The 25,705-nt window shown below is 74.1% G+C and carries 22 protein-coding genes and 1 tRNA gene; 8 read left to right on the top strand and 15 right to left on the bottom strand.

The features are described from left to right. Window positions 1-425: 425 nt before the first annotated feature. The 5 genes from ACWIZO_RS24865 to ACWIZO_RS24845 form a co-directional block, all read right to left on the bottom strand. On the bottom strand, window positions 426-2,564 hold the full coding sequence (locus ACWIZO_RS24865; protein WP_448640254.1) for a KAP family P-loop NTPase fold protein: 2,139 nt from the start codon (window positions 2,562-2,564) through the stop codon (window positions 426-428). A 331-nt stretch (window positions 2,565-2,895) separates the two neighbouring features. After that, a complete protein-coding gene (locus tag ACWIZO_RS24860; protein ID WP_448640253.1) occupies window positions 2,896-3,498 on the bottom strand; it encodes a hypothetical protein in 603 nt (200 codons plus the stop codon). A 474-nt stretch (window positions 3,499-3,972) separates the two neighbouring features. Then, the gene (locus ACWIZO_RS24855; RefSeq protein WP_448640252.1) at window positions 3,973-4,461 is read right to left on the bottom strand and encodes an integrase core domain-containing protein; all 489 of its coding nucleotides are present in this window, start codon (window positions 4,459-4,461) and stop codon (window positions 3,973-3,975) included. A gap of 12 nt (window positions 4,462-4,473) precedes the next feature. Beyond that, on the bottom strand, window positions 4,474-4,899 hold the full coding sequence (locus ACWIZO_RS24850; protein ID WP_448640251.1) for an IS3 family transposase: 426 nt from the start codon (window positions 4,897-4,899) through the stop codon (window positions 4,474-4,476). Window positions 4,900-5,105: 206 nt separating this feature from the next. Beyond that, window positions 5,106-5,234 (bottom strand): hypothetical protein, encoded by a 129-nt coding sequence (locus ACWIZO_RS24845; protein WP_448640250.1) that lies wholly within the window; start codon window positions 5,232-5,234, stop codon window positions 5,106-5,108. Window positions 5,235-5,523: 289 nt separating this feature from the next. Here ACWIZO_RS24845 and mobF point away from each other — a divergent pair, with 289 nt between their 5' ends. Next, window positions 5,524-9,204, top strand: coding sequence for a MobF family relaxase (gene mobF, locus ACWIZO_RS24840; RefSeq protein ID WP_448640249.1), 3,681 nt, complete (start codon window positions 5,524-5,526; stop codon window positions 9,202-9,204). 161 nt (window positions 9,205-9,365) lie between these two features. Continuing rightward, a complete protein-coding gene (locus tag ACWIZO_RS24835; RefSeq protein ID WP_448640248.1) occupies window positions 9,366-9,575 on the top strand; it encodes a helix-turn-helix domain-containing protein in 210 nt (69 codons plus the stop codon). A gap of 520 nt (window positions 9,576-10,095) precedes the next feature. On the opposite strand, the gene ACWIZO_RS24830 is transcribed toward ACWIZO_RS24835, so the two are convergent. After that, window positions 10,096-11,007, bottom strand: coding sequence for a tyrosine-type recombinase/integrase (locus tag ACWIZO_RS24830; protein ID WP_448640247.1), 912 nt, complete (start codon window positions 11,005-11,007; stop codon window positions 10,096-10,098). A 121-nt stretch (window positions 11,008-11,128) separates the two neighbouring features. Then, window positions 11,129-11,205, bottom strand: a tRNA-Ile gene (locus ACWIZO_RS24825). A gap of 133 nt (window positions 11,206-11,338) precedes the next feature. Here ACWIZO_RS24825 and ACWIZO_RS24820 point away from each other — a divergent pair. From ACWIZO_RS24820 to ACWIZO_RS24805, 4 genes are read left to right on the top strand one after another with little or no spacing between them, the layout of a single operon-like run. Beyond that, window positions 11,339-11,872 carry a hypothetical protein gene (locus ACWIZO_RS24820; RefSeq protein ID WP_448640246.1) on the top strand — a complete coding sequence of 178 codons (534 nt, stop codon included), beginning with the start codon at window positions 11,339-11,341 and terminating at the stop codon, window positions 11,870-11,872. Continuing rightward, complete coding sequence (locus ACWIZO_RS24815) at window positions 11,869-13,278, top strand: ferredoxin reductase family protein (protein WP_448640245.1); 1,410 nt, start codon at window positions 11,869-11,871, stop codon at window positions 13,276-13,278. Before ACWIZO_RS24820 ends, ACWIZO_RS24815 begins: the two co-directional genes overlap by 4 nt. Then, window positions 13,275-13,745 (top strand): FMN-binding protein, encoded by a 471-nt coding sequence (locus ACWIZO_RS24810; RefSeq protein ID WP_448640244.1) that lies wholly within the window; start codon window positions 13,275-13,277, stop codon window positions 13,743-13,745. Before ACWIZO_RS24815 ends, ACWIZO_RS24810 begins: the two co-directional genes overlap by 4 nt. Next, window positions 13,742-14,500 carry an FAD:protein FMN transferase gene (locus tag ACWIZO_RS24805; RefSeq protein ID WP_448640243.1) on the top strand — a complete coding sequence of 253 codons (759 nt, stop codon included), beginning with the start codon at window positions 13,742-13,744 and terminating at the stop codon, window positions 14,498-14,500. Before ACWIZO_RS24810 ends, ACWIZO_RS24805 begins: the two co-directional genes overlap by 4 nt. A gap of 7 nt (window positions 14,501-14,507) precedes the next feature. Here the strand turns inward: ACWIZO_RS24805 and ACWIZO_RS24800 are convergent, their stop codons facing one another. Further along, window positions 14,508-14,948, bottom strand: a complete 441-nt coding sequence (locus tag ACWIZO_RS24800; RefSeq protein WP_448640242.1) for a DUF1707 SHOCT-like domain-containing protein — start codon at window positions 14,946-14,948, stop codon at window positions 14,508-14,510. A 441-nt stretch (window positions 14,949-15,389) separates the two neighbouring features. On the opposite strand from ACWIZO_RS24800, the gene ACWIZO_RS24795 reads away from it, so the two are divergent. Continuing rightward, window positions 15,390-16,619: a M23 family metallopeptidase gene (locus ACWIZO_RS24795; RefSeq protein WP_448640241.1), complete on the top strand. Its 1,230-nt coding sequence runs from the start codon at window positions 15,390-15,392 to the stop codon at window positions 16,617-16,619. A 23-nt stretch (window positions 16,620-16,642) separates the two neighbouring features. On the opposite strand, the gene ACWIZO_RS24790 is transcribed toward ACWIZO_RS24795, so the two are convergent. Next, window positions 16,643-17,560 (bottom strand): maleylpyruvate isomerase family mycothiol-dependent enzyme, encoded by a 918-nt coding sequence (locus ACWIZO_RS24790; RefSeq protein WP_448640240.1) that lies wholly within the window; start codon window positions 17,558-17,560, stop codon window positions 16,643-16,645. A gap of 568 nt (window positions 17,561-18,128) precedes the next feature. Here ACWIZO_RS24790 and ACWIZO_RS24785 point away from each other — a divergent pair. Further along, complete coding sequence (locus ACWIZO_RS24785; protein ID WP_446756492.1) at window positions 18,129-18,629, top strand: DUF3145 domain-containing protein; 501 nt, start codon at window positions 18,129-18,131, stop codon at window positions 18,627-18,629. Between the two features lie 303 nt (window positions 18,630-18,932). Here ACWIZO_RS24785 and ACWIZO_RS24780 read toward each other — a convergent pair whose 3' ends face one another. The 6 genes from ACWIZO_RS24780 to ACWIZO_RS24755 all read right to left on the bottom strand — a co-directional run bounded on the left by ACWIZO_RS24780 (window position 18,933) and on the right by ACWIZO_RS24755 (window position 25,705). Further along, window positions 18,933-20,345, bottom strand: coding sequence for an acyl-CoA carboxylase subunit beta (locus ACWIZO_RS24780; protein ID WP_448640239.1), 1,413 nt, complete (start codon window positions 20,343-20,345; stop codon window positions 18,933-18,935). A gap of 87 nt (window positions 20,346-20,432) precedes the next feature. Continuing rightward, on the bottom strand, window positions 20,433-21,662 hold the full coding sequence (locus ACWIZO_RS24775; protein ID WP_448640238.1) for a beta-ketoacyl-[acyl-carrier-protein] synthase family protein: 1,230 nt from the start codon (window positions 21,660-21,662) through the stop codon (window positions 20,433-20,435). Between the two features lie 102 nt (window positions 21,663-21,764). After that, window positions 21,765-22,004 carry an acyl carrier protein gene (locus ACWIZO_RS24770; RefSeq protein WP_446756489.1) on the bottom strand — a complete coding sequence of 80 codons (240 nt, stop codon included), beginning with the start codon at window positions 22,002-22,004 and terminating at the stop codon, window positions 21,765-21,767. A gap of 88 nt (window positions 22,005-22,092) precedes the next feature. Next, complete coding sequence (locus ACWIZO_RS24765; RefSeq protein WP_448640237.1) at window positions 22,093-23,058, bottom strand: beta-ketoacyl-ACP synthase III; 966 nt, start codon at window positions 23,056-23,058, stop codon at window positions 22,093-22,095. Beyond that, entirely contained in the window at window positions 23,055-24,257 is a 1,203-nt protein-coding gene (locus ACWIZO_RS24760; protein WP_448640236.1) for an acyltransferase domain-containing protein, read from the bottom strand. Before ACWIZO_RS24760 ends, ACWIZO_RS24765 begins: the two co-directional genes overlap by 4 nt. A gap of 269 nt (window positions 24,258-24,526) precedes the next feature. Further along, the gene (locus ACWIZO_RS24755) at window positions 24,527-25,705 is read right to left on the bottom strand and encodes a PucR family transcriptional regulator (protein ID WP_448640235.1); all 1,179 of its coding nucleotides are present in this window, start codon (window positions 25,703-25,705) and stop codon (window positions 24,527-24,529) included.

Below are 25,705 nucleotides of genomic sequence, written 5' to 3'. Positions count from 1 at the left end.
GCGGCGGGTCGCCCGAAGGGCGCTTCGCGTCCCTGCGGGATGGGCCTCCGGCCCACCCTTCACCCGACCCGCCCCAGCCGGGTTGGGGCCGGTTGTGGGGAGCGGCCAGGAGTGTGAATGTGGCTGGCGGTACGAGTACGCGGCCATTGCCGGCGGCTCGTTGCCGCGAGCGCGTGCGCGTTGGGTGCATTTGCCACTCTCGCGCCATTTCTAGGCGACCGAATGAATGCTCGACGACAGGCCGCGTATGCCTTCGTCGCTGCCCGTCGAGCCTCCAGGTAACGGCCGACCCTAAATGCTGAACGTTCGACAAGGGCCCGGATCGACCGGTCCTTGAGAAGCCGCGAGCCGCCGCGCAGATGTGCGAACGTGGTCCCTGAGGCGTCAGGATGACTGGCCAGTCGAAGCATCATCAAGACGTGAGGTCACGAAGTCTCGGCTGCAGGCTCCTTGATGTAGCGAGCCGCGAATGCCCGGCGGCGGGCCCAACTGGTGTCGATCCAGGTCTCCCGCTCGCTGTGGTCGGCAGAGTCGGCCTGAACACCGGTGACCTTGCTAAACAGCCCACCGGAGAAGGACGCGGAGGACGGCGGCGTCCCAGTCGGGCCGCCCACGATGTAGGCGAACCCAACAAAGCGGGCCGCGACATCCTCGACGGTGAAGTCACCAGCACCGACACCCTCGCGGACCGCGGCCTGCAGCTCGGGCAGGAGGCCCGCCTTGTCGACCACGCCGTAGAGGAAGGGACTGCCGGGCTCGCTCTTGGAGTCATCGCGCCCGCGGAGGTCGGCGAGCAGCATGGGAAGGATCCGGGTGGCCTCGCGTCGCAGCGCACTCCGGAGGGCTTCTTGGGTTTCCGGACGGATGCGCTCCATGGTGCTGGTAGCGATGGAGAGGACGTGGGCGCGCCGGTGGGTTTGGGTGCAGACGGCCAGCGCCGGGTCAACGTCTGTTCCCGGGTTGGCGTTGAGCAGGAGGCGCAGCAGGTTTGCCATCCAGTAGGTCGTCTGGGACTGAGAGGACGTCCACGCGGCGACACGGTCCGGAAGTTGGTCGACCAGCCTCATGCCGGTGCGCAGCAGCTCCATCGAAACCGGACCCTCGGGTGCTTCCCCGCGGGTCCAGGGCTCGCCAACATCGGGGTAGCGGACCCGGATCTTGCTCAGTGCGAGGGTGACCTGCTCGTCGTCCTCGGCCAAGACGAGGGTGAGGAGCTCGTCGGGGTGTCCGCCGGCCGCCTGTGCCAGGGCTCGAGCGATCACCGCGTCAGGGATGTCGCCCTCAGGGATGGACTGAGCGAGGTAGCGGTCGAAGTAGTCGGGGTGCGCGAACCTCCCTGCTTTGGCTCGTGCGGCGTGCTTCTCGGCGAAGGCTGGAAATAGGGTCTGGAGGACGGCGCGGGCATCGTGCCGGTCTTGGTCGTCCTCGACGGCGGCGAGCAGCGTTTCCCAGTCGGGTGTGGTTTCGTCGCGTGAGGCAAGGCCGATCGAGCCGGTCGACCCGCGGGTGAGCTCGGTCTTCCAGCGCTGTAGATGCGCGAACAGGTCGGGGAACTGCACCCTTAGGAAGGTCGCCAAAATCAGGTCAACGTCATTCATCTCGTCGAGGTCGTGGATGCGGAATTGCTCGCGGACCTGAGCCAGGAACCGCTCGATGGCCCGCGGCGTGGTCAGTTGAGAGGGCATCGTGGTAAGGACCATGCGTCCAATGCGATGCTTTTCGAGGTTCGTCTCGACCCGCTCGAGTGTCACGATCTCCGTCAGTCCGGCATCAAGGATTTTGACGATCTTGCCCGTCAGCAGCGGCGGCATGCTCAGCGGGTATTGAACGATCTTCTCCATGAACGCTCGCGCGCGCGCTGTCGAGACACGGCCGCGGGAGGGGTCCTGGAGGGTCTCGACCAACGTCTGCTCGTCGTAGGCAAGCAGAAAATCAACGCCCGGAAAGCGACCGAGCAATCTGACAACTTTCAACAGGTCCAGCAGCTCAGCCGGCTGCAGCCGGTCGATGTCATCCACCACAACCAGGATGGGGGTACCGAGGTCCCGCAACTCGGCGGCGACCTCGGCGAACGCGACATTCCAAGGCTTGCGGAGCCGCTCCTCGACGGCACGGCTCGCCTCGGCGATCGCAGTCCCCACCCCCGGGATCGCGGCGGCCAGCGGCCTGGCGATGTCTGCGTAGGCGGTGATCCGCTCGCGCAACCGTCGGGTTCGTTCGGTCTTGGGGGCGGCCTCACCAAGGGCGGCGAAGAACTCCTCGAGCAGCGCCTCGGTCCCCGAAGTTGCCCACGGGGTAAACGACACGAAGCGCCAAAGGCCGTCGACTCCGTCGCGCGGGGCGGTGAGAAAAGTAGTGATCATCGCGATCACCGAGGACTTGCCGCTGCCCCAGGGCCCCTCAAGGCCGTAGACAACGCTGGACTCCGCTGTGTGATTCTCGTTGATGAGGCGTGCGGCATGCTCTGCGAACGGCGCTCGGCGGAGCCGGTCCTGCCCAACGGAGCTGATCGGGTCGTCATGCCATCCCGGCCTTTCGCCATCAACCTCATCAGACTCGGTCACGACAAGTAGCGTAGGACGACCACCGACACAGGTTGCAAACCACCGGAACAGGGCCCTGCGAGACGGCCGGGCCTGAGAACAACGGCGCAGACGGACCACGACAGCGCCTGCCGCACGGGAGTCCTGCAGGCGCCCCGTGGCCGGCGCATGCACCTGCAGCTTCAGGTCGCTGACGCCACGACCGGAGTCGCCGAGTCCCGCAGGGATCCCTCTCCGGTGACGGCGAACGCAGGCCCACAGCCCCGTCCCTAACGGCGGCTCTAGGGACATGCCAGAAGCGCCGCTAGCAACGTCGCCTGATTGTCGACTCAATCGGACTTGAGGAGATCGTTCATGCCGACACCGGTGGCGCCTTATCCACGAGGTGAACTTTCGCCTCCTTGAGAACCTCACGAATATGTTCGATGGCGCTGATGTTTGGCCGACCGCCGTCCTTTCTGTCCGCCTCCGGGTCCCAACCCATGTAGCCCTCCGAGTCGTTGAGGAATCGGTCGACGTCAGCGCGGAACCCGGATACACGACCGGGTACGACCTCTAGCCACGTCTGTCCGCGTCCAAGCAGTATCTCCAACATTCCTTCCAGGTTGGCCAACTCATGTCCTTCCCACCGGTTGGACCCGTGGGCCAGCAGGTACCGGGCTTGCGTGAGGATCAGTCGAAATACCGCCTCCTGATCCTTGTCCTCCAGTTGTCGAAGGATTGCCAGCATGGCGAGGCCGACATTTCGCCGCTGGGATCCGCCTTCGAGGTAGCCGACGGCTGTCGTGAGCACTTCAAATTGCCGTTGCTCCAGGTCGGATGCACGTCGTTCGCGCTCGACGGACTCCCGCCATTTGAACTCCTGACGATCTCGTTTCAATTGCACGGCCAAGGTGGCCGTGACTCCACTGAGGGCAAGGACGGCGCCGATGATGGCGGCTACGGCTTCACTCACTTCCAACCACGACCTCGAACCTGGGAGCGGACTGACCGATTGTCCTGACGAAATCCTTGTCGAGTCCTGGGGGCGCGTGCAGCATGCCCTGACCCCGTCATCGCGGCGTCACGTCAGCATCACGGCTGTCCCTTAGGCAGCCGCTATGGGACAGTCCGCTGCGCTGGTGCCGTCACTGTCTGACCGTCCCGCCAGCCGAACCCTCACCGGAAACACCGCGGGACGGAGCGGCGCCCCTGGGCCGCCGACCCGTAAGACCCGCCCGGTGACCTGTCCCACACCGGTGGGACAACCGGGACGCCCTCCTGATACGGCCCATGACTAGGGCGCTTCGGGTCGTCCGTCCGCTGCACGGCACCCGACATCCCAACGGCTGTGCGGAAAGCTGCGACGTCCGCGAGTGGATGACACCGGCACAGGGGACGCCATGGTCGCGAGGAACCAGCCAGTCGTCATTCGAGAATCTGTCCCGCGTCAAGCAGCTGGCAGATCTTCGGTCTCGGGAAACTTGGGGATCAGCGGGTCGGCCAGGCCGAGGTGGACGTCTCTGGGCCGGTTCCAGGCCAGCGCCTCGTGCGGGCGGACGGTGTTGTACTCGACCCGGTAGTCCTCGGCGTGGGCGACCAGGTCCAGGGCGTCGGGGATCTCCTCGAGAAACAGCTTCTCGTACTTCAGCGAGCCGAAGCCGCGCTCGCGTGAGCCGTTCTGCCCCGGGGTCTTGACCCGGGTGCGCACGTGCCGCAGCTCGGGGTGGGTGGCGATGAACGCCTCGAACCGAAACGACCGGAACGGCCCGCCGTTGTCGGTCACGATGGTGACCAGCGGAACCAGGTTGCCCTGCTCGTCGCGCTCGGCGAGGTCGGCCAGCGGCCGCCCCGCCAGGCGGGCGGCCTCAGTGAGGGCGAGCTCGACCGCGGCGACGGCGTCGTGCTGGTTCGCGGTCGGCGCGACGTGCCAGCCCAACTCGTACTTGCTTCAGTAGTCCCGGCAGCCGGCCAGCCGCCACGTGCCGCCGGCGGTGGTCTCGAACTCGGAGAAGTCCAGCTGCCATACCTGGTTGGGACCGGTCGGCTCGGTGGCGAAGGCGACCTTGCGGCGGGCGGCCAGCGCGCGCCGTTCCCGCTGGTAGTTGGCCTCCAGCAGCAGCCCCTCGTCACGCAGCAGCCGCAGCACAGTGGCCTGGGAAACCCGGTGCCCGTCGTGGCGGCACATCGCCCACACCTTGCGGTGTCCCCAGGCCGGATGGGCCAGCGCGTGCCGACGGGCGGCGTCGCGGATGCGTTCGCGGGCCGGTCGCGGCCACGGGCCCCGCGTCGGCCAGGCGGCCCGGGCGCGGGCCTGGTGGCGGCGCCAGGTGCGCTCGGGCACGCCGATCAGAGCGCAGAACCTCGTGGTCGGCATGCCCGCCTGGATGCAGATCACCTCGAGGTCCGCGAAGGGCCCAGGCGGCCCTCGGCGGACTTCTTCCACACCCGTAGCTCGACCGCGGCCTCGCCCAGGGCCTGGGTCAGCTCGGCGACCTCGGCCTCCAGCTGCGCCTCCCGGGTCGACGGACCGGACCTGCCGGCGACCAGGCCGGCCCGGCCGGACTCCAGGAACTGGCGCTTTCAGTTCCCGACCGACTGCTCGGACACCTTCGCCCGCCGCGCGGCCTCGGCGACGGTCACCTCTCCGGCCAGGATCGACAGCACGATCCGGACCTTCTCCTCAGCCGGGAACACCGGCGGTCTCGCCATGAACGATCAGACTCCTTGCCAGGTCAGACCCGCAAGCAACGGGCCCTGCCAGAAAGTCTGACGCGCGACACATCGACCAGCGACCGTCATCAACCGCCAACGAAGTGACGCCTGCAATCACCCACCACTGTAACGACCAACGTTTATCACTGACCATCGAGCCTTTACTTCATATCGGCACGCATGCTACCAATAGAGGTAGACCGGGCCCCGCTTCGCGGGACCCATCGGCGTCTTATGGGGTGACATGTTGGCCATTGTCTGGTGGCGTTGATAGATGCACGGCGGCATGAAGGTCTACGCCGGCGCACCGGCCGCCGCCCGGCACTACGTGGAGGCCGACCGGGGCAGAGCGGATGACTACTACCTCGCCGAGGGCACCGGGATCGCCCGCCGCTTCACCACCGGCCCTGACGGCAGGGGCCAGGAGTGGGCACCGCTGTCCGGGGACGGTTACGAGTCCTGGGTGGCCGGGCTCGACCCCGAGACCGGCGAGCCCCGGGGATGGCTGCGCACCGACGACCGGGCGGTCCGGTTCGTGGAGGTCGTGGTCAACGGCCCGAAGTCGTGGTCCATGGCCGCCGCGCTGCACCCCGACATCGCTGCCGCCTACGACGCGGCGCAGGACCGCGCCGCCGGCCAGGTCATCGGCTGGCTCGCCGGTCACGCGACCACCCGCGTCGGTCCGCGCGGCGGGCAGCTGCAGGTGCCCGTCGAGCGCTTGGAGGCGGTGACGGTCGCGCACCACACCTCCCGTGCCGGGGATCCACACCGGCATTTGCATCTCCAGATCAACGCGCGGGTGTTCGCGGCCGGGAAATGGCGTGGCCTGCACACCATCGGCGTCCGCGACTCCCTCGCAGCGATCAACGGTATCGGGCACGCCGCGGTCGCCACCGACCCGCAATTCCGGGACGCCCTGGCCGCGCACGGATTCACGCTGGACGGTACTGGAGAAATACTGGAGCTTGCCGAGTATGTGGGCCCGTTCAGTGCCCGCGCCGCGCAAATCGCGAGGAATGCGGACCGATATGAACGGGAATGGACGCGCGCGCATCCCGACGAGACTCCCGGTCCGGCGCTGCGCAAGGCGTGGGACCGGCGGGCGTGGGCCGAAGGGCGTCCCGACAAGGTGAACCCGCAACCGGGGGCGAACGTCACCGAACGGTGGCTGGCCGAGCTCGCCGACCTCGGCTACCGCGACCGCAATGTTCCCGTCGCCCTGACAGCGACGCCGGTCGGCATGTTCGATCGGGACGGCGCGGCCGAGACGGCGGTGGCCCGGGCGGGTGCGACTCGGTCTGCGTGGAACCCGGCCGATCTCCGTGGCGAAGTGGAGCAGCTGATCGCCGCCCAAGGGATCGTCGCCGACGGCCCGGTCCGTATCCAGCTGGCTGAGGACGTCACCGCCCGCGCCATGGGCCGCTGCGTGCCGCTGCTGTCCCCGGACGGTGCTGCTGTCGCCGTTGCGGAGCACATCCGCGCATGGACGTGCCAGCCGGTCCTGGATGTCGAAGCCGACCTGACCACCCGCCTCGCTGCCCGGGCTGCCGCCGGTGGCCGGGACCGCCACCTGACACCGCCCGAGGTCTTGTCGGCGGCCGGTGGACGGCTGGATGCGGGCCAGACGGCCGCGGTCGCCGCCCTCGCCGGGAACCGGCCGCTGGTCGTCGTGGAGGGGGCTGCCGGTGCCGGGAAGACCACCACCCTGGCCGTCACGCATCGACTGCTCGAGGGCGATGGGCGTCGGCTGGTGGTGGTGACGCCGACGTTGAAGGCGGCGAAGGTCGCCTCCGTGGAGGTCGGCACTACGGCCGGGTCGGCGGCGTGGCTGGCCTTTCAGCACGGTTGGCGGTGGGACGGCGACGGGGCCTGGACGCGGCTCACCCTCGGCCAGGCCGACCCGGTCACCGGAGGCGTCTATGGAAGCCCGGGCGAGGGAGCGCGGCTGCGGCCGGGGGATCTGCTGGTCGTCGACGAGGCGGGCATGCTGGATCAGGACACCGCCCGCGCCCTGCTGACCGTAGCCGATGAGTGCCGGGTGCGGGTGGCGTTGCTGGGTGATCGGCGTCAGCTGGCGGCGGTCGGGCGTGGCGGTGTGCTGGATCTCGCCGCCGACCGGGTCGACCCGGCCGCGCACCTGATCCTGGACGGGGTGCACCGGTTCACCCGCACGCTCATGGACCCTGATGGATCCATGCGGACGGTGCCGGACTCCGGCTACGCCGACCTGACCCTGGCCATGCGCACCGGAGAGGATTCCGGCAAGGTTTTCGACGCGCTGTGCGCCCGCGGGCAGATCCGGATCCACCCCGCTGCCGCCGCGCTGAACGAGGCGCTGGCCGCCACCGTCGCCGTGGCCTTCGACGCGCGGCAGCGGCCGGCGGTGGTGGTGGACACCCGTGAGCAGGCGGCCGAGCTGAACGCCGCGATCCGGGAGCGGCTGGTCACCGAGCGCCGCGTCGATGACGTCGCCGCGGTGACGACGCGGTCGGGTCAGTGGATCGGTGCCGGGGACCGGATCGCCACCCGCCGCAACGACCGCGCCTTTGGCGTCGCCAACCGCGACACCTGGACTGTCGTCTCGGCCGACGCGACCGGGGAAGTGGTCGTCACCCTCGCCGACACGGCGCCGGCCACTGTCACCCCTGGCGCCGGTGCCGGCTCCCGGGGACGTTCCTGTTCTGTCACCCCCGGCTCTGAGCAGCAACGGGTGCTTCCGGCCGACTACGTCAGAGAGCACGTGGAGCTGGCCTACGTGACCACCGCCCACGGCGTGCAGGGCGACACCGTCCCGACCGCGCACCTGGTGGTCGGGGAGCAAACCGGGGCGGCGTCGGCGTATGTGGGGATGACCCGCGGCCGCCAAAGCAACACCGCCCACCTGATCGCCGCGGATCTGGTGGAGGCGCGGGAGCAGTGGGTCGCCGTGTTCGCCCGCGACCGCGCCGACCTCGGCCCCGCGCACGCCGCCCAGCTCGCTGCCGCGGAGGCCGCCCGCTACGCGCAGCCCCGCCCGCTGGAACACGTGCTCGCGGACCTGCACGAGGCGTGGAGCGTCGAGGAGCGCTGGCGGCTGCGGCTCGCTGTCGAGGAGCCGGTGCGGAACCGGTTGCGGCAGCTCGTGGAGCTCGGCTGGGACCCCCACGAACGCATGCAGGCGGCCACGGAGCGGCACCAGGAGATCTGGCACGAGGCCCACCGCGCCGAGCGGCGGCTGCAGGCCGCCGAGATCACCGTCGCCGGCGACAGCGACCGGATCCGGGACCATCTGCTCGACGCCTGGAACAGTCAACGAGAGCCGGCCCACCAGGCCGCGGGGGTGGTCCTGCAAGGAGCCGGTCGTTTCCGGCTGCGGCGCGGGACGGTCACCGAGGCCGCCGCGGAGCTCACCGCGTGGGGCGACGCGTGGCGCCCCTACCTGCCCACCCTGCCGACCGACGCCCGCGCGCTCGCCGAGCACGCCAACTCGTTCGATGACCGCCCCGCCCTGTGGACAGCGTTCGACGCTGCCGCCCGCCAGGCCGCCGAGCAATGGCATCCCGAGTACGCGGCGCTGCAGGCCGTGGCGGCCGCCGCCCGGCACGCCCACCAGCAGGCCGCCCGCGCCGTGGACGACGCCCGGCGCGAGCAGACCGCGATGGTCGGCCGCCTCGGCGGGATCGCCCTGACCCACGACCCGGCCGGACAGCTGGCCGAACTCGAGCGGCAGGCCGCCGCAGACCACGCCGAACTCGCCGCCGCCCAGGCCCGGATCGCCCAGCTGACGGCCGAGCCGGCCCTCCTCGGCCACCCGCCCGACCGGCGCACCCGGAAACGCGACACCTGGCAGGCCCGGCGTGACACCGCACGCCAACAGCAGCAGCGGGACCGCACCGCACCGCCCGACGCCTCGGTCTACCGCCGACACAGGCAGGAGGAGCACCACGTCCGGTCCGCCGGCCGTCCCGGCCACGGCATCGGCAGATGACCGCGACATCCTCGTGCCGCACAGAGCGTGAGCTCAGGAGGCCTACAGGAGAAAAACCGGAGTAAGCCCGGAAAAGCTGGCCGCGGGGTGTCACCAATCGGCCCGAAATGGCGCCTTCTACGACGACAGCGCCCCATCCCCGACGAGACCCGGAGCCAGCCATGCCCGACCCGATCGCCGCCCATGAGACCGAGTTGCTCACCATCGTCGAAGCCGCCGACCTCCTCCGCGCCCCCGTCGCCACCCTCCGCTACTGGCGGCACCGCAACATCGGCCCCCACAGCTTCCGGCCCGGCCGCCGCGTCCTCTACCGCCGCGACGACCTCCGAACCTGGATCGACGCGAAAGCAGGCCAGGTCAGTGAGCACTGACGAAGTCCCTCCACGCGGACCGCGCCGAGGCCGCTCCGGCAGCCGCGGTGCGGCGGGGGAGGGAGAACGTGCCGTGCCGCCGGCGAGCCCTGCGGCTCGGCGGGCCCTGCGGGCCCGCATGGCAGCCCACCACCTGCACGCCGGCATCCCCGACGCCGCCGCCCACACGGCACCTGCCCGAGCCGCGTTCCTGGCCCGGTTCGAGCGCGAGGTGGACCCGGACGGCGTTCTTGATCCTCGCGAGCGAGCCCGTCGCGCCGAGCACGCACGCAAGGCCTACTTCCTCCGGCTCGCGCTGGCCTCGGCCCACGCCCGGGGAGCCCGCCGTGCCAACGGAAGACCGGGCCCCACGGCGGAACGCTAGGCGAACCGAGGTAGCGCCATCCCGTGAACCGAGGATCTCGACCTTCGACAGCGGCGGCACGGCGCCCGTTCGCCGGCCAGATGCGGGACGTTCCGGTGACGCGAGGTCAGCGACGCTTGGGGTCGCCCGCGGTCAACGCCCAGCGGGAACGGGGCCTCACAGCCGGTCCCCGAGGGCGGCGCGGTGGAATGCGGCGCGGGCGCGTTCGTCGGCGGCGCTGGCGGCGTATCGGCCGACCATCTCCCGGGACCGCCAGCCGGCGAGCCGCATCAGGTCCTGCTCCTGGCCGCCGGAGGCGAGCCAGGTGTGGGCGTAGGTGTGCCGGAACCGGTGTGGGTGGACGTTCCGCACCCCGGCCTCAAGGGCGCGGCGTTCGAGCATCTGCCGGACGCCGGAGTCCGTGACCCGGCCCTTCTTGCCCAGCCATAGCGCCTCCGTGGCGGCTTGGGGGTGCGCGGCCCGGGCGCGGAGGTAGCGACGCAGCGCGTCGGCGGTCTTGGAGCCATAGGGGACCGCACGGCCGCGTCTGCCCTTACCCATCACCACAGCTACGCTCTGCTCGGCGTCCAGATCGTCGACGTTGAGCCCGGCCAGCTCCCCGGCGCGCATGCCCGTGTCGATCAGCATCCGCAGCATGGCGGTATCCCGGCGGTTCTCGAAGGTGTTGCCGCGCGCCGCGTCTAGCAGGGCGCTCAGTTCGTCGTCGGTGAGGATGTGGACCGGCTGCTCGGGCACCGCAGGTGGGCGCATCCGCTCCATGGGGGAGTGGCCTATTTCGCCGTCCTCGACCAGCCACCGGAAGAGCTGCTGCAGCGAGCGGTAGTGCTTGGCGACCGTGGCGGGGGAGACCCGGTCGGCGAGTGCCGCGAGGAAGGCCTCGAGGTGCTCTCGGGCGATGCCGGCGGCCCCCGTCGGCATCCCCGCCTCTCTCAGCCAGACCAACAGGTTGTCCCCGACCTTCAGGTAGCTGGCGATCGTCGAGGGCGCGACGTTGCGGGCACGCAGGTGGGTGCGCCAGTCGGGCAGCAGAACAGCCAGATCGTCGATCCCGGGTGTAGTCGCGGTCACAGTTGCGCCCTTCGGAGCGGCTGCGGCACGCCGGATCGGGGCATGCGTCATGGTTCAGATGATGGCACAGTCCCCGTCTGTTCGAGCGCTGTGCGGGATTTAGTACCCGTGTATTGCCTGGTGGTGGGGCGGGTGGGGCTCGAACCCACGACCCAGGGATTATGAGTCCCATGCTCTGACCGGCTGAGCTACCGCCCCTGACGAGCGCCGCCCAGCCTGCCAGACGCGGACGGGTGGGTGCCCGTGGCGTCCAGGCGACTCACAGCAACCGCGCGGCCGCACCCCAGCTCCAGCCGCCACCGTGAGAGCTCCCCAGACCACGAGGAGCACCGTGAACGAGCAGCACGACCTGAGCGGCAACCGCTGGGAGCCCTCGGGCGCCCCTGCCTGGCACCCCGAGCACAGCCCGGCCACGCCGTCGCCCGTCCCCGGCTCGTCCACGACGGTCCAGGTGCCGGTTGCCGCCACCGCGCCGACGGCGGAGCTCCCCACGGGCGCCGCAGCCGCCGGCGGGACGCGTCGCCGGCGGCTGCCCGCCAGGCTGCGGCAGCGGGCCGCGGTCGGCGCCGCGGCCGCCGCGCTGCTCGCCGTCGGCGGCGTCGGCGGCTTCGCCCTGGCCGAGACCACCACGGGGGACGACGCCGCCACCTCGGTCGTCCGGCAGGGCGGCAGCACCGCCCCGGACGGCGACGGCTCTCCCGGCGGACGCCCCGACTTCGGTCAGGGGGTCCCGCCCGGCTTCGGCGGCACCCCGCCCGGCCTCGACGACGGCACGACTGACGGTGGTACGGCCGACGACGGCAGCACGGACGGCGGCAGCACGGACGGCGGCACGACGGACGGGACCGCCGGGGACAGCGCGTGACGACGACCGTGGCGGCACCCCTCCCGGGGACCGTGCCCGCCGCCCCCGGGAGGGATCCCCGGGCGCGCACCGACGCCGCCGTCCGCACCGGTGCCGCCGTCCTGCTCTGGGCCGGCCTGGCCCTGGTCACCTGGTGGTGGGCCACCGGCGGCGGCCTCGCGGACCTCACCGCCTGGGGGTCGGGCCTGGAGTCGGCCGGCCGCCTCACCGGACTGCTGGCCTCGGACCTCCTGCTGGTGCAGGTCCTGCTGATGGCCCGCATCCCCGTGCTCGAGCGCGCCTTCGGCCAGGACCGGCTCGCCCGGCTGCACCGGCTGACCGGCTTCGCCTCGTTCGACCTCATGGTCGGTCACGTCGTCCTGATCACCTGGGGCTACGCCGCCGGTGAGCTGGCGCGGACGCCGGCCACCTTCTGGGAGCTCACCACCGACTACCCCGGCATGCTGCTGGCCGTCGCCGGCACCGCCTGCCTGGTGATGGTCGTCGTCACCAGCGTCCGCGCCGCCCGCCGCCGGCTGCGCTACGAGTCCTGGCACCTGATCCACCTCTACGCCTACCTCGGCGTGGGCCTCGCCCTGCCGCACCAACTGTGGACCGGTCAGGACTTCCTCGCCTCGACCGCCCGCACCGTCTACTGGTGGGGTCTGTGGGCGGCCGCCGCCGTCGCCGTCCTCGTGTGGCGGGTCGCGCTGCCGCTGGCGCGCAGCGCCCGGCACCGCCTGCGGGTCACCTCCGTGGTGCCCGAGGGGGACGGCGTCGTCTCGGTCTACCTCACCGGCCGCGACCTCGGCCGCCTCCCGGTCGAGGCCGGGCAGTTCCTCACCTGGCGCTTCCTCACCGGCCCGGGCTGGACGCGCGCGCACCCGTACTCGCTGTCGGCGGCCCCCGACGGGCGCAGCCTGCGGATCACGGTCAAGGACTCCGGCGACGGCAGCGCCGCGCTCGCCTCCCTGCGCCCGGGCACGCGCGCCCTGGTCGAGGGCCCGCACGGCCGGCTCAGCGCCCGCGCCCGATCCCGCCGCAGGGTGCTGCTCGTCGGCGCCGGGGTGGGCGTCGCCCCGCTGCGCGCCCTCGCCGAGGCCCTGCCCTACGCCCCGGGTGAGGCCACGCTGCTCTACCGCTTCACCGGGCGCCCGCTGTTCGAGTCGGAGTTCGCCGTCCTCGCCGCCGAGCGAGGCCTGCGGGTGCTCCTCCTGCCCGGTCACCGGCGCGCGCCGGGCTCCTGGCTCGGCGCCGGCACGCCCCCGGGCGACGACGCCGCCGTCCTGCGCACCTGGGTGCCCGACGTCGCCGACCGCGACGTCTACGTCTGCGGCCCGGAGGGCTGGGCCGCAGACGTCCGCCGCAGCGCCGAGGCCGCGGGCCTGCCCGCCGCGCGCTGCCACGTCGAGAGCTTCGGGTGGTGAGCGGGGTGCGCCGCATCGTCCTGTGGTTCGCCGGCACCGTGACCGGGGTCGTCCTGCTGTTCGGCTACCCGACGTCGACGTCGTCCGCCCCGGCCGCCGGCACGGTGGTGGAGGCCGCGCCGGTCGGCACGACCGACGGCGGCCCGACGGGCGGCAGCACCAGGGACGGCGGCACGACCGACACCAGCGGCGCGGTCACCGTGACCGGGCCCTCGGTGGACACCCGCTGGGGGCCGGTGCAGGTGCAGGTCACCGTGGCCGACGGCGTCATCACCGACGTCGAGGTGGTCGAGTACCCGACCGAGAACGGCCGCGACCGGCAGATCAACGCCCGGGCCGTCCCGCAGCTGGTGCAGGAGACGCTCGACGCCCAGAGCGCCGACGTCGACATGGTCAGCGGCGCCACCTACACCAGCGAGGGCTACCTGCAGTCGCTGCAGGGTGCCCTCGACGAGGCGGGGCTGTGACCGCCGCGCTCACCCGGCACGTCGAGCAGGTGATGGGGCTGCCGATCAGCCTGGCCCTGCGCGGACGGCACGTCGACGACGCCACCGGCCGGGCGGCGTGGGCCGAGGCGGTGGCGGTCCTGCGCGAGGCCGACCGCGTCTTCAGCACCTGGCGCGCCGACTCGGTGGTCTCGTGCCTGGCCCGCGGCGAGCTGGCCCTCGGCGACTGCCCGCCCGAGGTCGCCGAGGTGCTCGCCATCGGCGACGCCGCCGAGCGCGACAGCGGTGGCGCCTTCCGCGTCCGGCGGCGCGGCCCGGACGGCGCCGAGGTGCTCGACCCCAGCGGCGTCGTCAAGGGCTGGGCCGCCGAGCGGGCGGCCGAGCCGCTGCGCGCGCTGCCCGACACCGACTTCGCGCTCAACGCCGGCGGCGACCTGCTCTGCCGCACGCTCGACCCCGACGCCGCCCCCTGGCGGATCGGCATCGAGGACCCGCGCGACCCGCGCCGGCTCATCGCCCGGGTCCCCGTGCACACCGGCGCGGTGGCCACCTCCGGCACCGCCCACCGCGGTCAGCACCTGGTCGACGCGCGCACCGGCCGGCCGCCCTCCGGCGTCGCGTCGGTGACGGTGGTGGCGGGGTCGCTCACCGACGCCGACGTGGACGCGACGGCGGCCTACGTGCAGGGCCGCGACGCCGCCCGCTGGCTGGCCGGCCGGCCGGGCCGCACCGGCCTGGTCGTGTGGGCCGACGGCTCGGCCACGCCGGTGGGCTGACCGACGCTCAGTGGGGGCCGTGGTCCCAGCCGGGGTCGAAGCCGCGCGGTTCGGCGCCGAACAGGCCGTGCACCACCAGCGAGCCCAGCAGGACCAGCAGCAGCAGCGCGGCCGCCGCGGCCAGCGCGAGCCGGAGCGCCGCCGGGCCGCCGGTCCGGGCGCCGGTCACGGTCGCGCGCACCTGCTCCCAGGCCAGGAGACCCAGCGGCCCCCAGCCCGGTGCCGTCGCCGGGGTGGCGGCGGGTGCCGTCGCGGGCGGCAGGTCGGCGGTCAGCCGGGGCAGGTCGTGCAGGTGCACCGCGGCGAAGGCGGCGGCCATGCGCTCGCTGCCCTCGTCCGGCGTGAGCCGCCCCTGGGCGACGGCGTCCTGCAGCCGGTGCACCGTGGCCGCCCGGTCGCTGTCGCCGGCCCGCATCGGCGGGACCTGCCCTCCGGTGACGTCGTCCATGTGGTTCCTCCTGCGCCGAGCCGTTTCGGTCGGCCAGGGTGCCCGCCGTTCCTGTGACGGACCTGTGAGGCACCGCACACCAGGGGGACGACGGGCCGGGAGCGGCGGCCGTCGCGGATCGTGCGGCCCTCGGGACGCCTCGTGAGACGTGCAGGTCAGGCACTCGGGAACGGCGCACAGGCTCGCCGTCACCGTTCCCCGTTCGTGATGTGGCTGGTGGGGGCCGTAGTACGTTCGCCTGCGGCTCAGCCGGCTCCAGCGCCTCGCACCGAGGGCACCGGCCGGGCCCCGCCTGACCGCCCCGGCCCGCGTGCCGGGGGACCGGGGACCCGTGGGAGTCCCCGGGTCGGTCGCGCCCGCGGACGCCGGACGTGGGCAGCGGCGTGCCCTGCGGGGCGCCCGCCGACCCGGAGGCGGCCGCGACGAACGGAGACGCGCCCCTTGGCGACCCTGCGCCACCGGACCGCCCCGGGCACCCGCCCCGCCCCGTCCCGCCGGCTCCGCCGCGCCGTGTTCGCCGCCGGCGCCGTGGGGGGACTCCTCCTCTCGTCCCCGGCCTCCGCGCTGGCCGACCCGCAGGACGACGTCGCCGCCGCGGAGGCCGCCGAGCGCGACCTCGTCGCCGAGGTCGGCCGGATCCAGGGCGAGGTCACCGCCGCGGAGGAGCAGCTGCAGCGGATGACGGTGGAGGCCGAGGCCGCCGCGGACGCGGCGCTCGTCGCCCGGGCCGAGCTGGCCTCCGCCCAGCAGGCGGCCGCCGTCGCCGCCGCCGAGCTGCAGGCCGCCCGCGACGCCGTGGCCGCCGCCGAGGACGAGGTCGTCGAGCTCGGCCGCGAGGCGTACATGGGCAGCCAGGGGGACCTCGGCGGGGGAGTCTCCGTGCTGCTCGACAGCGAGGGCCCTCGCGAGGTGCTCGAGCGGGCCGCCACCCTGGACATCCTCGGCGCGCAGCGGGCGCAGACCCTCGAGGAGTTCGAGCTCCTCGAGTCCCAGGAGGCCGAGGCCGAGGCCGTGGCCCGCGCCGCCGTGGCCGAGCGCGACGCCGCCTCGCGCGCCGCCGCCGAGGCGCAGGCCGCCGCCGACGCCCGGCTGGCCGGCGCCCAGGCCGACTACGACGCCCTCGCCGCCCGGAAGGCGGCGCTCGACGAGCGGCTGCGCGTCGCCGAGACCGAGCTGCTCCGGCTGCGCGGCATCGCCGACGCCGAGGCCGCCTGGGCCGCCCAGCAGCAGGCCGAGCAGCAGGCCGCGCTGACCGTGCAGGTCACCGGTGGCGGCATCGCCCCGACCTCGGGCCGGGTGACCTCCTGCTACGGCGCGCGGTGGGGGACCATGCACTACGGCGTCGACATCGCCGCCCCGATCGGGACGCCGATCGTCGCCCCCGCCGGCGGTGTCGTCCTGCAGGCCGGGCCGGCCAGCGGCTTCGGCCAGGCCGTCTACCTCCAGCACGACGACGGCACGATCACCCTCTACGGCCACGTCAACCGGTTCTTCGTCTCCGCCGGGCAGGTGGTCGGTCCCGGCCAGCAGATCGCCGAGGTCGGCAACGAGGGCCAGTCCACCGGCCCGCACCTGCACTTCGAGGTGCACCAGGGCGGGCTCTACGCCAGCCGCGTGGACCCCGTGCCGTGGCTGAGCGCGCACGGCGTCTCCCTCGGCGGCGGCTGCTAGCGGCTCCCGTCCGGGCCGGCTGGTCAGCGGCGCCCGCGCAGCCGGCCGAGCAGGTCGCCGGCCCCGCCGACGGTGCGTGCGGCCAGCGCCAGGATCGGCCCGCCCGGGATGCCCGGCGCCGACTCCACGATGGGCGCGAGCTGCATCAGCCCCGCGAGGTCGTGCACCCGCAGTCGCCGGCGCACGAGCGCGGCGGCCGGGTTGGTGCGCCCCGACGCGGCGTCCAGCAGTACGTCGGCGCGGGCCTCGACGGCGGCGCCGCGGGGCCGGACGTCGCCGTCGAGCCGCCGGACGGTCCAGCCGCCGTCCGCGGCGGCGAACGCCCAGCCGCCGTCCGGGGTGACCAGCGCCGCGCCGCCGGTGATCCCCGACGACGAAGCGAGCGCGCCGGTCACGTCGGCGAGCGCGGCCAGGCCGGCCTGCAGCACCTCCGGCGGCGGTGGGGGAGCGCCCAGCGGCACGAGGTCCAGGCCGTGGACGGCGAGCTCGTAGGCCTGCCCGAGGACCACCGACAGCATCGGCAGCCGGCCCACCGTCGACACCACCGGCGCGGTGTCGAGCCAGGCCGGCTCGTCGGCGAGGTAGCTGACGGTGGCCTCCCGGTTGCGCCGCAGGGCGGCCAGCACCTCCGCCTGCGAGGCGTCCCGGTGGGCGGCGGTCACCCGCGCGTTGGTCGCGTCGACGTCGGGCGGCGTGCCCGTGCCACCGGCGCGCGCCGAGGCGACCAGGCCGGCCAGCGCCGCGTGGTCGGGCCAGACCCCCAGGTGCACGCAGACCTCGTGCGCCCGCCAGCCGGGCAGGCGGGTCGGTCGGTCGAGGTCGACGGCGGCGGCCTGCTCGAGGAAGGCGTCCCAGGCGCCGAGCACCATCGGCCCCACGACGTCGCGGCCGGCGTCGGCCAGCCCCTGCCGTGGCGTGTGGCTGCGGTCGTCCTCGGTCATGCCGGGCCCCTACCCACCGCGGCCGGAGTCCTCGCCGCCCCATGCCCGCACCTCGCCGACCCGGCCCGGGGCGACGGGACGGCACTGGCCGAGGACGAAGGTGCTGGCCGAGGACGCGGCCACGGCGGCGCCGGGCTGCCGCGCCGGGCCGACGCGGTCTCCCCACTGGGCCGCGACGGCGGGCGGAGGGCAGGTGCGCGACCCCGCACGGTGACGACCCCGCCGGTGTGGCGATGACTCACCGTGACGCCGGAACGGGCGCGTCCGGCCGCGACACGTCCCTCGGGGACCGCCCGTGGCGAGAGCCCCGGTGTACGGTCACGGCGACCCGCACCCTGGTTGGACGGCTGGGTCGCCCTCGTGGTATGCCGCTGACCAGCACTTCCGTGACGCCCGAGGTCCCGTCGGTCACATCCGGCACAGCTGCCTCATCCGCACTGGCGCGACGGGCACATCATCGTGCACACTGTCACTGGAGCCCCTGGTCCGCCGCCACTGACCACAGCCTGTCACCGAATCGATCGTCCGTTGGGGAAGACGAGACCGATCGAGTCGATGGAGGTGCCTCGTGCAGCGACGGTCTACCCAGGGTGTCGTCTTCGTGCACTCCTGCCCGAAGGCGCTCTGCCAGCACGTCGAGTGGGCGCTCGAACGCGTCGTCGGCGCGCCGGTCTCCCTGTCGTGGGCCGACCAGCCCGCGGCGCACGGTGCCTACCGTGCCGAGGTCGCCTGGACCGGTGCCCCCGGGACGGGCGCCAAGCTGGTCGCCGCGCTGCGCGCGTGGCCCATGCTGCGCTTCGAGGTCACCGAGGAAGCCAGCCACGGCAACGACGGCGAGCGCATGTCCTACGTGCCCGGGTACGGCGTCTACCGCGCGCCCACGAGCGCCAACGGCGACCTCGTCGTCACCGAGCAGCAGCTGCGCCACCTGGCTGCCACGGCGACCTCCATCGAGGCGTTCCGCCACGGCGTCGACGAGCTGCTGGGTGCGGCCTGGGACGCCGATCTCGAGGTCTACCGGCACGCCGGGGACGGCAGCCCGGTCACGTGGCTGCACCAGGTCGTGTGAGCTGCCGGAATCGAATCCGCAGGTCACGATCCGGGCACACGAGATGAGGTCCTGCGGGAACTCGTCGTAGGCTCCAGACCAGGTCGGCCGGACGCCGTCGGGGAAGCGGCGTCCGGCCGGCCTCAGGACGAGAGGCCCGTCACCGCTGCAGCGGTGGCGGGCCTCTCGGTCGTCCACGGCCGTCAGGCGCGGACGGCCTCCCTCACCGCCGGACGTCCTCCCTCACCGCAGCGCGTCCTCCCTCACCGTCCACCGTGGGGGAGGACACGCCACGATCAGGTTCCCTGATCGTGGCGCCGCCCCTCAGAGCGGGATGTTGCCGTGCGCGCCGCGGCCGGCCGGGGCGCCCGTCAGCGCCGCCACCAGCGCCCGCCTGGTGCGGCTGGGGTCGACCACCTCGTCGACGACGCCGATCTGCAGCGCCCGGTCGACCCCGCCGGCGATCCGCTCGTGCTCGGCGGCCAGCCGCGCGTGCAGCGCCTCGCGCTCGGCGTGCGGCACCGCGGCCAGCTGCTTGCGGTGCAGGATGCCGACGGCGGCCTTGGCGCCCATGACGGCCACCTCCGCGCCCGGCCAGGCGAAGACAGCGGTGGCGCCGAGCGAGCGGGCGTTCATGGCGATGTAGGCCCCGCCGTAGGCCTTGCGGGTCACCAGGGTCACCCGCGGGACGACGGCCTCGGCGAAGGCGTGCAGCAGCTTCGCGCCGCGCCGCACCACGCCGTCCCACTCCTGGCCGACGCCGGGCAGGTAGCCGGGGACGTCGACGAGCACCACCAGCGGCACCCCGAACGCGTCGCACATCCGCACGAAGCGCGCCGCCTTCTCCGCCGAGGCGGAGTCCAGGCAGCCGCCCAGCCGCAGCGGGTTGTTGGCGACCACGCCGACCGTCCGCCCGGCGAGCCGGCCGAGGGTGGTGACGACGTTGGGGGCCCACCGCGGGTGCAGCTCCAGGCCGGGCCCGTCCAGCACGGCGGCGACCAGCGGCCTGACGTCGTAGGCGCGGTTGGCCCGCTCGGGCAGCAGCGCCCGCAGGTCGACGTCGGGCTCGTCGGCGGCGGGGGCGAACCGGCCCTGGGCGGCCAGCAGGTCGACCGCCTGGTGGGCGGTCCGCAGCGCGGCGTCCTCGGAGTCGGTGACCACGTGCTCCACCCCGCTGCGCCGGCCGTGCGTGTCGGGGCCGCCGAGGCTCTCCATGTCGACGTCCTCGCCGGTGACGGAGCGGACGACGTCGGGGCCGGTGACGAACACCCGCCCGGCCGGGCCCATGACCACCAGGTCGGTGAGCGCCGGCCCGTAGGCGGCGCCGCCGGCGGCCGGGCCGAGGACGACGGAGACCTGCGGCACCCGCCCCGAGGCGCGCACCATCGCGGCGAACACCTCGCCCACGGCGTGCAGCGCGGTGACGCCCTCGGCCAGCCGGGCGCCGCCGGAGTGCCAGACGCCCACGACCGGCACCCGCTCGCGCAGCGCCGTGTCGATGGTGTCGACGACGTGCCGGCAGCCGTCGACCCCCATGGCGCCGCCCATCACCGTCGCGTCGGTGCAGTAGGCCACCACCGGGCCGCCCGCGACCGTGCCGCGGGCCGCCACGACCCCCGAGGTGTCCCGCGGCGTCAGCAGCCGCACGGAGCCGGGGTCGAACAGGCGGTGCAGGCGGTCCTCGGGGTCGCGCGGGTCCAGGGCGGGGGGAGCGGGAGCGGCGTGCAGCGTGGTCACGGGACCTCCACGGGCCGGACGTGGGCGTGCTGGGGCGGCCCGGGCGGCACGGGGCCGCCCGGGCTGGGGTGCTGCGCGCGTCGTCGCCTACGCGGTGGTGAAGACGAGGGCGATGTTGTGGCCGCCGAAGCCGAAGGAGTCGTTCACCGCGGCGGTCAGCGTGGCCTTGCGCGGCTCGCGGCGGACGATGTCGAGGGCCTGCACGGCCGCGTCGTCGTCCGGGTCGTCGAGGTTGGCCGTCGCCGGGACGACCTGGTCGCGCAGCGCGAGGATGGTGAACACCGACTCCAGCGCCCCGGCCGCGCCGAGCAGGTGGCCGGTCTGGCTCTTGGTGGCGCTGACGAGCACGTGCTCGCCGATCGAGCTGCGGATGGCCGCGGCCTCGGCGGTGTCGCCGACCGGCGTCGAGGTGGCGTGGGCGTTGACGTGGCCGATGTCGGCCGGGGTCAGCCCGGCGTCGCGGATGGCCGCGGCGATCGCCCGCCCGGCGCCCTCGCCCTCCGGGTGGGGGGCGACGAGGTCGTAGCCGTCGGCGGTGGCGCCGGCGCCGGCCACCCGGGCGTGCACGTGCGCGCCCCGGGCCCGCGCCGCGTCGGCGCGCTCGAGCACGAGCGCGGCGGCGCCCTCGCCGAGCACGAAGCCGTCGCGGGCCTTGTCGAAGGGCCGAGAGGCGCGCTCGGGCTCGTCGTTGCGGGTGCTCATCGCGCGCATCGAGGAGAAGCCGGCCATGGGCAGCGGGTGGATGCAGGCCTCGGTGCCGCCGACGAGGACGACGTCCGCACGGTCGAAGCGCAGCAGGTCCAGGCCCCAGCGGATGGCCTCCGCGCCGGAGGCGCAGGCGCTGACCGGCGCGTGCACGCCGCCCTTGGCGCCGATCGACAGGCCGACCGCGGCGGCCGGGCCGTTGGGCATGAGCATCGGGATGGTGAAGGGGGAGACCCGCTTGGGGCCCTTCTCCTCCAGGACGTCGTCCTGGCCGAGCAGGGTCAGCGCGCCGCCGATCCCCGTGCCGAAGACGACGGCGATGCGCAGCGGGTCGACCCCGGCGTCCGCGGCGCCGGACTGCGCCCAGGCCTGCTCGGCGGCGATGACCGCGACCTGCTGGCTGCGGTCGAGCCGCCGGGCGCGCACCCGGTCGAGCTGCTCGGCGGGCTCGGTGGCCAGGCGGGCGACGAGCTGGGCGGGGAACTGCTTCGCCCAGTCGTCGGTGATGCGGCTGACCCCCGACCGCCCGGCCAGCAGCGCGTCCCAGGAGCTGGCGACGTCGCTGCCGAGCGGCGTGGTGGCACCGAGGCCGGTGACGACGACATCGGTCATGACGGTTTCCTCCTGGGGACGGGTGCGGCCGGGTGGCCGGGTGTGGCCCCCCTGCAGGGTCCCGCTGCGGGCTCGCGAGCGGTGGGGGCAGGGGGTCCTGCGTCAGCCGCGGTTCTTCTGGATGTAGTCCATGGCGTCGCCGACGGTCTTGATGTTGCCGAGCTCGTCGTCGGGGATGGCCACCCCGAACTTGTCCTCGACGGCCGTGGCGATCTCGACCATCGACAGCGAGTCGACGTCGAGGTCCTCGGTGAACGACTTCTCCGGGGTGGCGTCGGCGGGGGCGACCCCGGCGACCTCCTCCAGGATCTCTGCCAGACCTGCCTGGATGTCCTCGCTCACGAGGGGTCCTCTCTCTCGGTGGAGGCGGGGGTGTCCCGCCGTCGGGCCCGGGGAGTCCGGGTGTCTGTGGTGGAGTCCGCCGCCCTGCTCAGGGCAGGGTCAGCACCTGGCCGGCGAAGGTCAGACCCGCGCCGTACCCGAGGACGAGGGCGACGTCACCGCTCTTGGCCTCACCGGACTCCAGCAGCGCGGTGAGCGCCAGCGGGACCGACGCCGCCGAGGTGTTGCCCGAGTGCACGATGTCGCGGGCGACCACGGTGTCCCCGCCGAAGCCGAGCTTCCTGGTCATCGACTCGACGATGCGCAGGTTGGCCTGGTGCGGCGCGAAGACGTCGATGTCGGCCGGGCCGACGCCGGCGGCCTCCATCGCCTCCTCCAGCGTCTCGGTGAGCCGGGTGGTGGCCCAGCGGTAGACCGCCTGCCCCGCCATGGTCATCGTGCCGGTGCCGGCGGCGATCTCGATGGCGTTGTACTGGTCGCCGTCGCTGCCCCACACGACCGGGCCGATGGCCGGCTGCTCGGCCGCGCCCACCACCGCGGCGCCGGCGCCGTCGGCGAAGATCACCGCGGTGGAACGGTCGGCGAGGTCGGTGACGTCGGTGAGCCGCTCGACGCCGACCACCAGGGCGTTGCGCGCCGACCCGGCCCGGATCGCGTCGGAGACGACGCCCAGGGCGTAGCAGAACCCGGCACACCCGGCGTTGAGGTCGAACGCGCCGGGCCGCGGGATGCCCAGGCGGTGGGCGACCTGCGGGCCGATCCCGGGGATGGGGTCGCGCAGGCTGGCGCTGGCCAGGACCACCAGGTCGACCTCGTCGGGGTCCAGGCCGCTGGCGGCGAGGGCCTTGCCGCCGGCGGCGACGGCCATCTCCACCAGGGTCTCGTCCTTCTCGGCCCAGCGGCGTTCGGCGATGCCGACGCGGGTCCGGATCCACTCGTCGTTGGTGTCCATGACCTGCGCGAGCTCGTCGTTGGTCACCCGGCGGCGGGGCCGGTAGGCGCCCAGGCCGAGGATCCGTGCGCCGGGGGCGCCCTGCCTGATCTGGATGCTCACGCGGAGACCTCCGGGTAGAGACGGGCCAGCGGGTCCCCGGCGTCGACGAGGTCGCCGTCCTGGACCAGCCACTCGGCGAGGACGCCGTCGTAGCCGGCGGTGACGTCGGCCTCCCCGCGGCGGCTGCGGACGCGGCCCAGGGGGGTGCCGGCGGGCAGCCGGGTGCCCTCGGCGACGTCGGCGGGGCTGACCGTCCCACGGACGGGGGAGACGACGACCCGCCAGTCGGGCAGGTGCTGGGCCTCGGGGCGGCTGCGGGCGGCGTCGATGAGCGCGCGGGCCCGGTCGAGGTCGCCGGGGCCCGACAGCGCCAGCACCTCGACGCCGTCCTTGCTCCACTCCCGCTTGGCCAGACCGGCCAGCGCGCCGGCCGGCGGGAGCTCGAGGGCGGCGGTCACGCCGAGCTCGCGCAGGGTGGCCAGGCAGGCGTCGAAGTGCACCGGGCTGGTGACCTGCGTGACCAGGCGGGACAGCGCCTCGGCGCCGGAGTCGACCGCGGCGCCGTCGGCGTTGGACAGCAGCAGGCGGCTCGGGTCGGCCGGCCGCAGCCCGCCGACGAGGCCCTCGAGCTCCTCGCGGGCGGGGGCCATGTAGGCGGTGTGGAACGCGCCGGCCACCGACAGCGGCACGACGCGCGCCTTGGCCGGCGGTGCGGCCTTCAGCGCGGCCAGGCCCTCGAGCGGCCCGGCGACGACGACCTGGCCGCCGCCGTTGAGGTTGGCCGCTGCCAGCCCGTGCTGCTCCAGCGCCGCGGCCAGCTCGTCGGGGTCGCCGCCCAGGACGGCGGACATGCCGGTCGGGGTGAGCGCGCACGCGCGGGCCATCGCCCGGCCGCGGACGGCGGTCAGCGCGATGGCGGCCTCGACGCTCAGCACGCCGGCCAACGCGGCGGCGGTGAGCTCGCCGACGCTGTGCCCGGCGATGGCGACGTCGCGCCCGGTCTGCGGGGTGTGCGCGACCGGGCCGGGCAGGCCGCCGAGCTCGCGGGCGACGAACAGGCTCATCGCGACGACCAGCGGCTGGGTGACCGCGGTGTCCTTGATGGCCTCGGCGTCGCCGGTGGTGCCCAGGGTCAGCAGGTCGGCATCGGCGATCGCGCCGGCCCAGCGGAAGAAGGACTCCGCGCCCGGGAGCTCCAGCCAGGGGGTGAGCATGCCGGGCTTCTGGGCACCCTGACCGGGGGCGAGGACGGCGAGCACCTCCTCACCGTGCCAGGCGTTCCGGTGCCCTGCGGTGGTGTCCGGAACGAAAGGTCACCACCGCCCTTTGGAGGATGTCCACAATCCGGAGGCCGTGGAAGGCGGCCGAGGCGCCTATCCGTGGTGGAGACCACACGGTCCGCGTGCGATCCGCAGTCTGGCCCTCCTGCAGGGGCCGCCGCGAGCTCGCGAGCGGTGGGGCGCCCGGTGGCCCTGGTGCAGGGGCCCGCGCCGAGCCTGCGAGGCGTGGGGGGCACCAGGGTCCTTCCTCAGTGCCAGAGCGAGCGGCCGCCGTCGAGGTCGGCGAGGGCCAGGGCGACCTGCAGCGTCCACGCGCCGCGGGGGTCGGTGGCCACCTGCCCGGTCAGCTCCGCGGCCCGCTTGAGCCGGTACCGGACGGTGTTGGGGTGCACGAACAGCGCCCGGGCGCTCGCCTCCAGGTTGCCGCCGCCGGCCAGCACGGCGCGCACCGTCTCGAGCACCCCGCCGCCGGCGGTCCGCAGCGGCCGCACGACGCGCTCGGTGAGCGCCGCCCGGGCCAGCGGGTCGCCGTCGAGGGCCCGCTCGGGCAGCAGGGCGTCGGAGGGAACCGGGCGCGGGGCGCCGGGCCAGGCCCGGGCGGCCCGCCACCCGGCCAGCGCGGCCGCCGCCGACCCGCCGGCGGCGCTGAGCCGGTCGACCACCGGGCCGCGCACCACCGGGCCGGGCCCGAACTCCTCGGCCACCCGGTCGGTCGCCGTCGTCACGTCGTCGGCACCGCCGAGGACGACGACGAGCTGGTCGGCGTGCACCCCGACGAGCACCTCGCAGTGGTGGGCGCGCGCGGCCCGGCGGACGGCGGCGTGCGTGTCGCCGTCGCCGGGCGCGGCGCCGACCAGGACGACGACGGGGCTGGTGCCCGCCCAGCCGAGCGCGGCCGCCCGGCCGGGCAGCTCCTCGGAGTGCTCGCCGCGCACCAGCGCGTCGACGACGAGCGCCTCGAGCCGGGCGTCCCACGCGCCGCGGTTCTCGGCGAAGGTGGCGTAGACGTGCGCGGTGGCGAAGGCGACCTCGCGGCTGAACTGCAGCACGGCCATGCGCAGCACGTCGGCGTCCCCGGGCTCGGCGACGGACTCGACGTGGTCGTCCATGACCTCGACGGTGACCTTCACCAGGTCGACGGTCTGCTTGAGCGGCACGGCCCGGACGAGGTCGCGCGGGGCGGCGCCGAACACCTCGCCGGTCAGCCGGGGCGGACGGTCGGGGGAGCGGCACCACTCGACCAGCGAGGCGATCCCGGCCTGCGCGACCAGCATGACCCAGGAGCGCTGGTCGGCGGGCATGGTGCGGAACCACGGGAGGTCCTCGTCCATGCGGGCCACGGCCCGGGTCGCGATCGCCCCGGAGGCACGCTCGAGCCGCCGCAGCGTCGCCGCCGACGGCGGGCGGTCGCTCACCCGGTGGGCCAC

This window comes from Geodermatophilus sp. URMC 63 (assembly GCF_053502565.1).
This window is presented reverse-complemented; position numbering and strand designations above follow the sequence as displayed.

What these genes read in the sequence shown, in the direction of transcription:
- ACWIZO_RS24835 (WP_448640248.1), top strand. Translation starts at nt 9,366, where the DNA reads ATGCCCGACCCGATCGCCGCCCATGAGACCGAGTTGCTCACCATCGTC.
- ACWIZO_RS24775 (WP_448640238.1), bottom strand. Translation starts at nt 21,662, where the DNA reads ATGACCGATGTCGTCGTCACCGGCCTCGGTGCCACCACGCCGCTCGGC.
- mobF (WP_448640249.1), top strand. Translation starts at nt 5,524, where the DNA reads ATGAAGGTCTACGCCGGCGCACCGGCCGCCGCCCGGCACTACGTGGAG.
- ACWIZO_RS24845 (WP_448640250.1), bottom strand. Translation starts at nt 5,234, where the DNA reads ATGGCGAGACCGCCGGTGTTCCCGGCTGAGGAGAAGGTCCGGATCGTG.
- ACWIZO_RS24790 (WP_448640240.1), bottom strand. Translation starts at nt 17,560, where the DNA reads ATGACCGAGGACGACCGCAGCCACACGCCACGGCAGGGGCTGGCCGAC.
- ACWIZO_RS24800 (WP_448640242.1), bottom strand. Translation starts at nt 14,948, where the DNA reads ATGGACGACGTCACCGGAGGGCAGGTCCCGCCGATGCGGGCCGGCGAC.
- ACWIZO_RS24850 (WP_448640251.1), bottom strand. Translation starts at nt 4,899, where the DNA reads ATGCCGACCACGAGGTTCTGCGCTCTGATCGGCGTGCCCGAGCGCACC.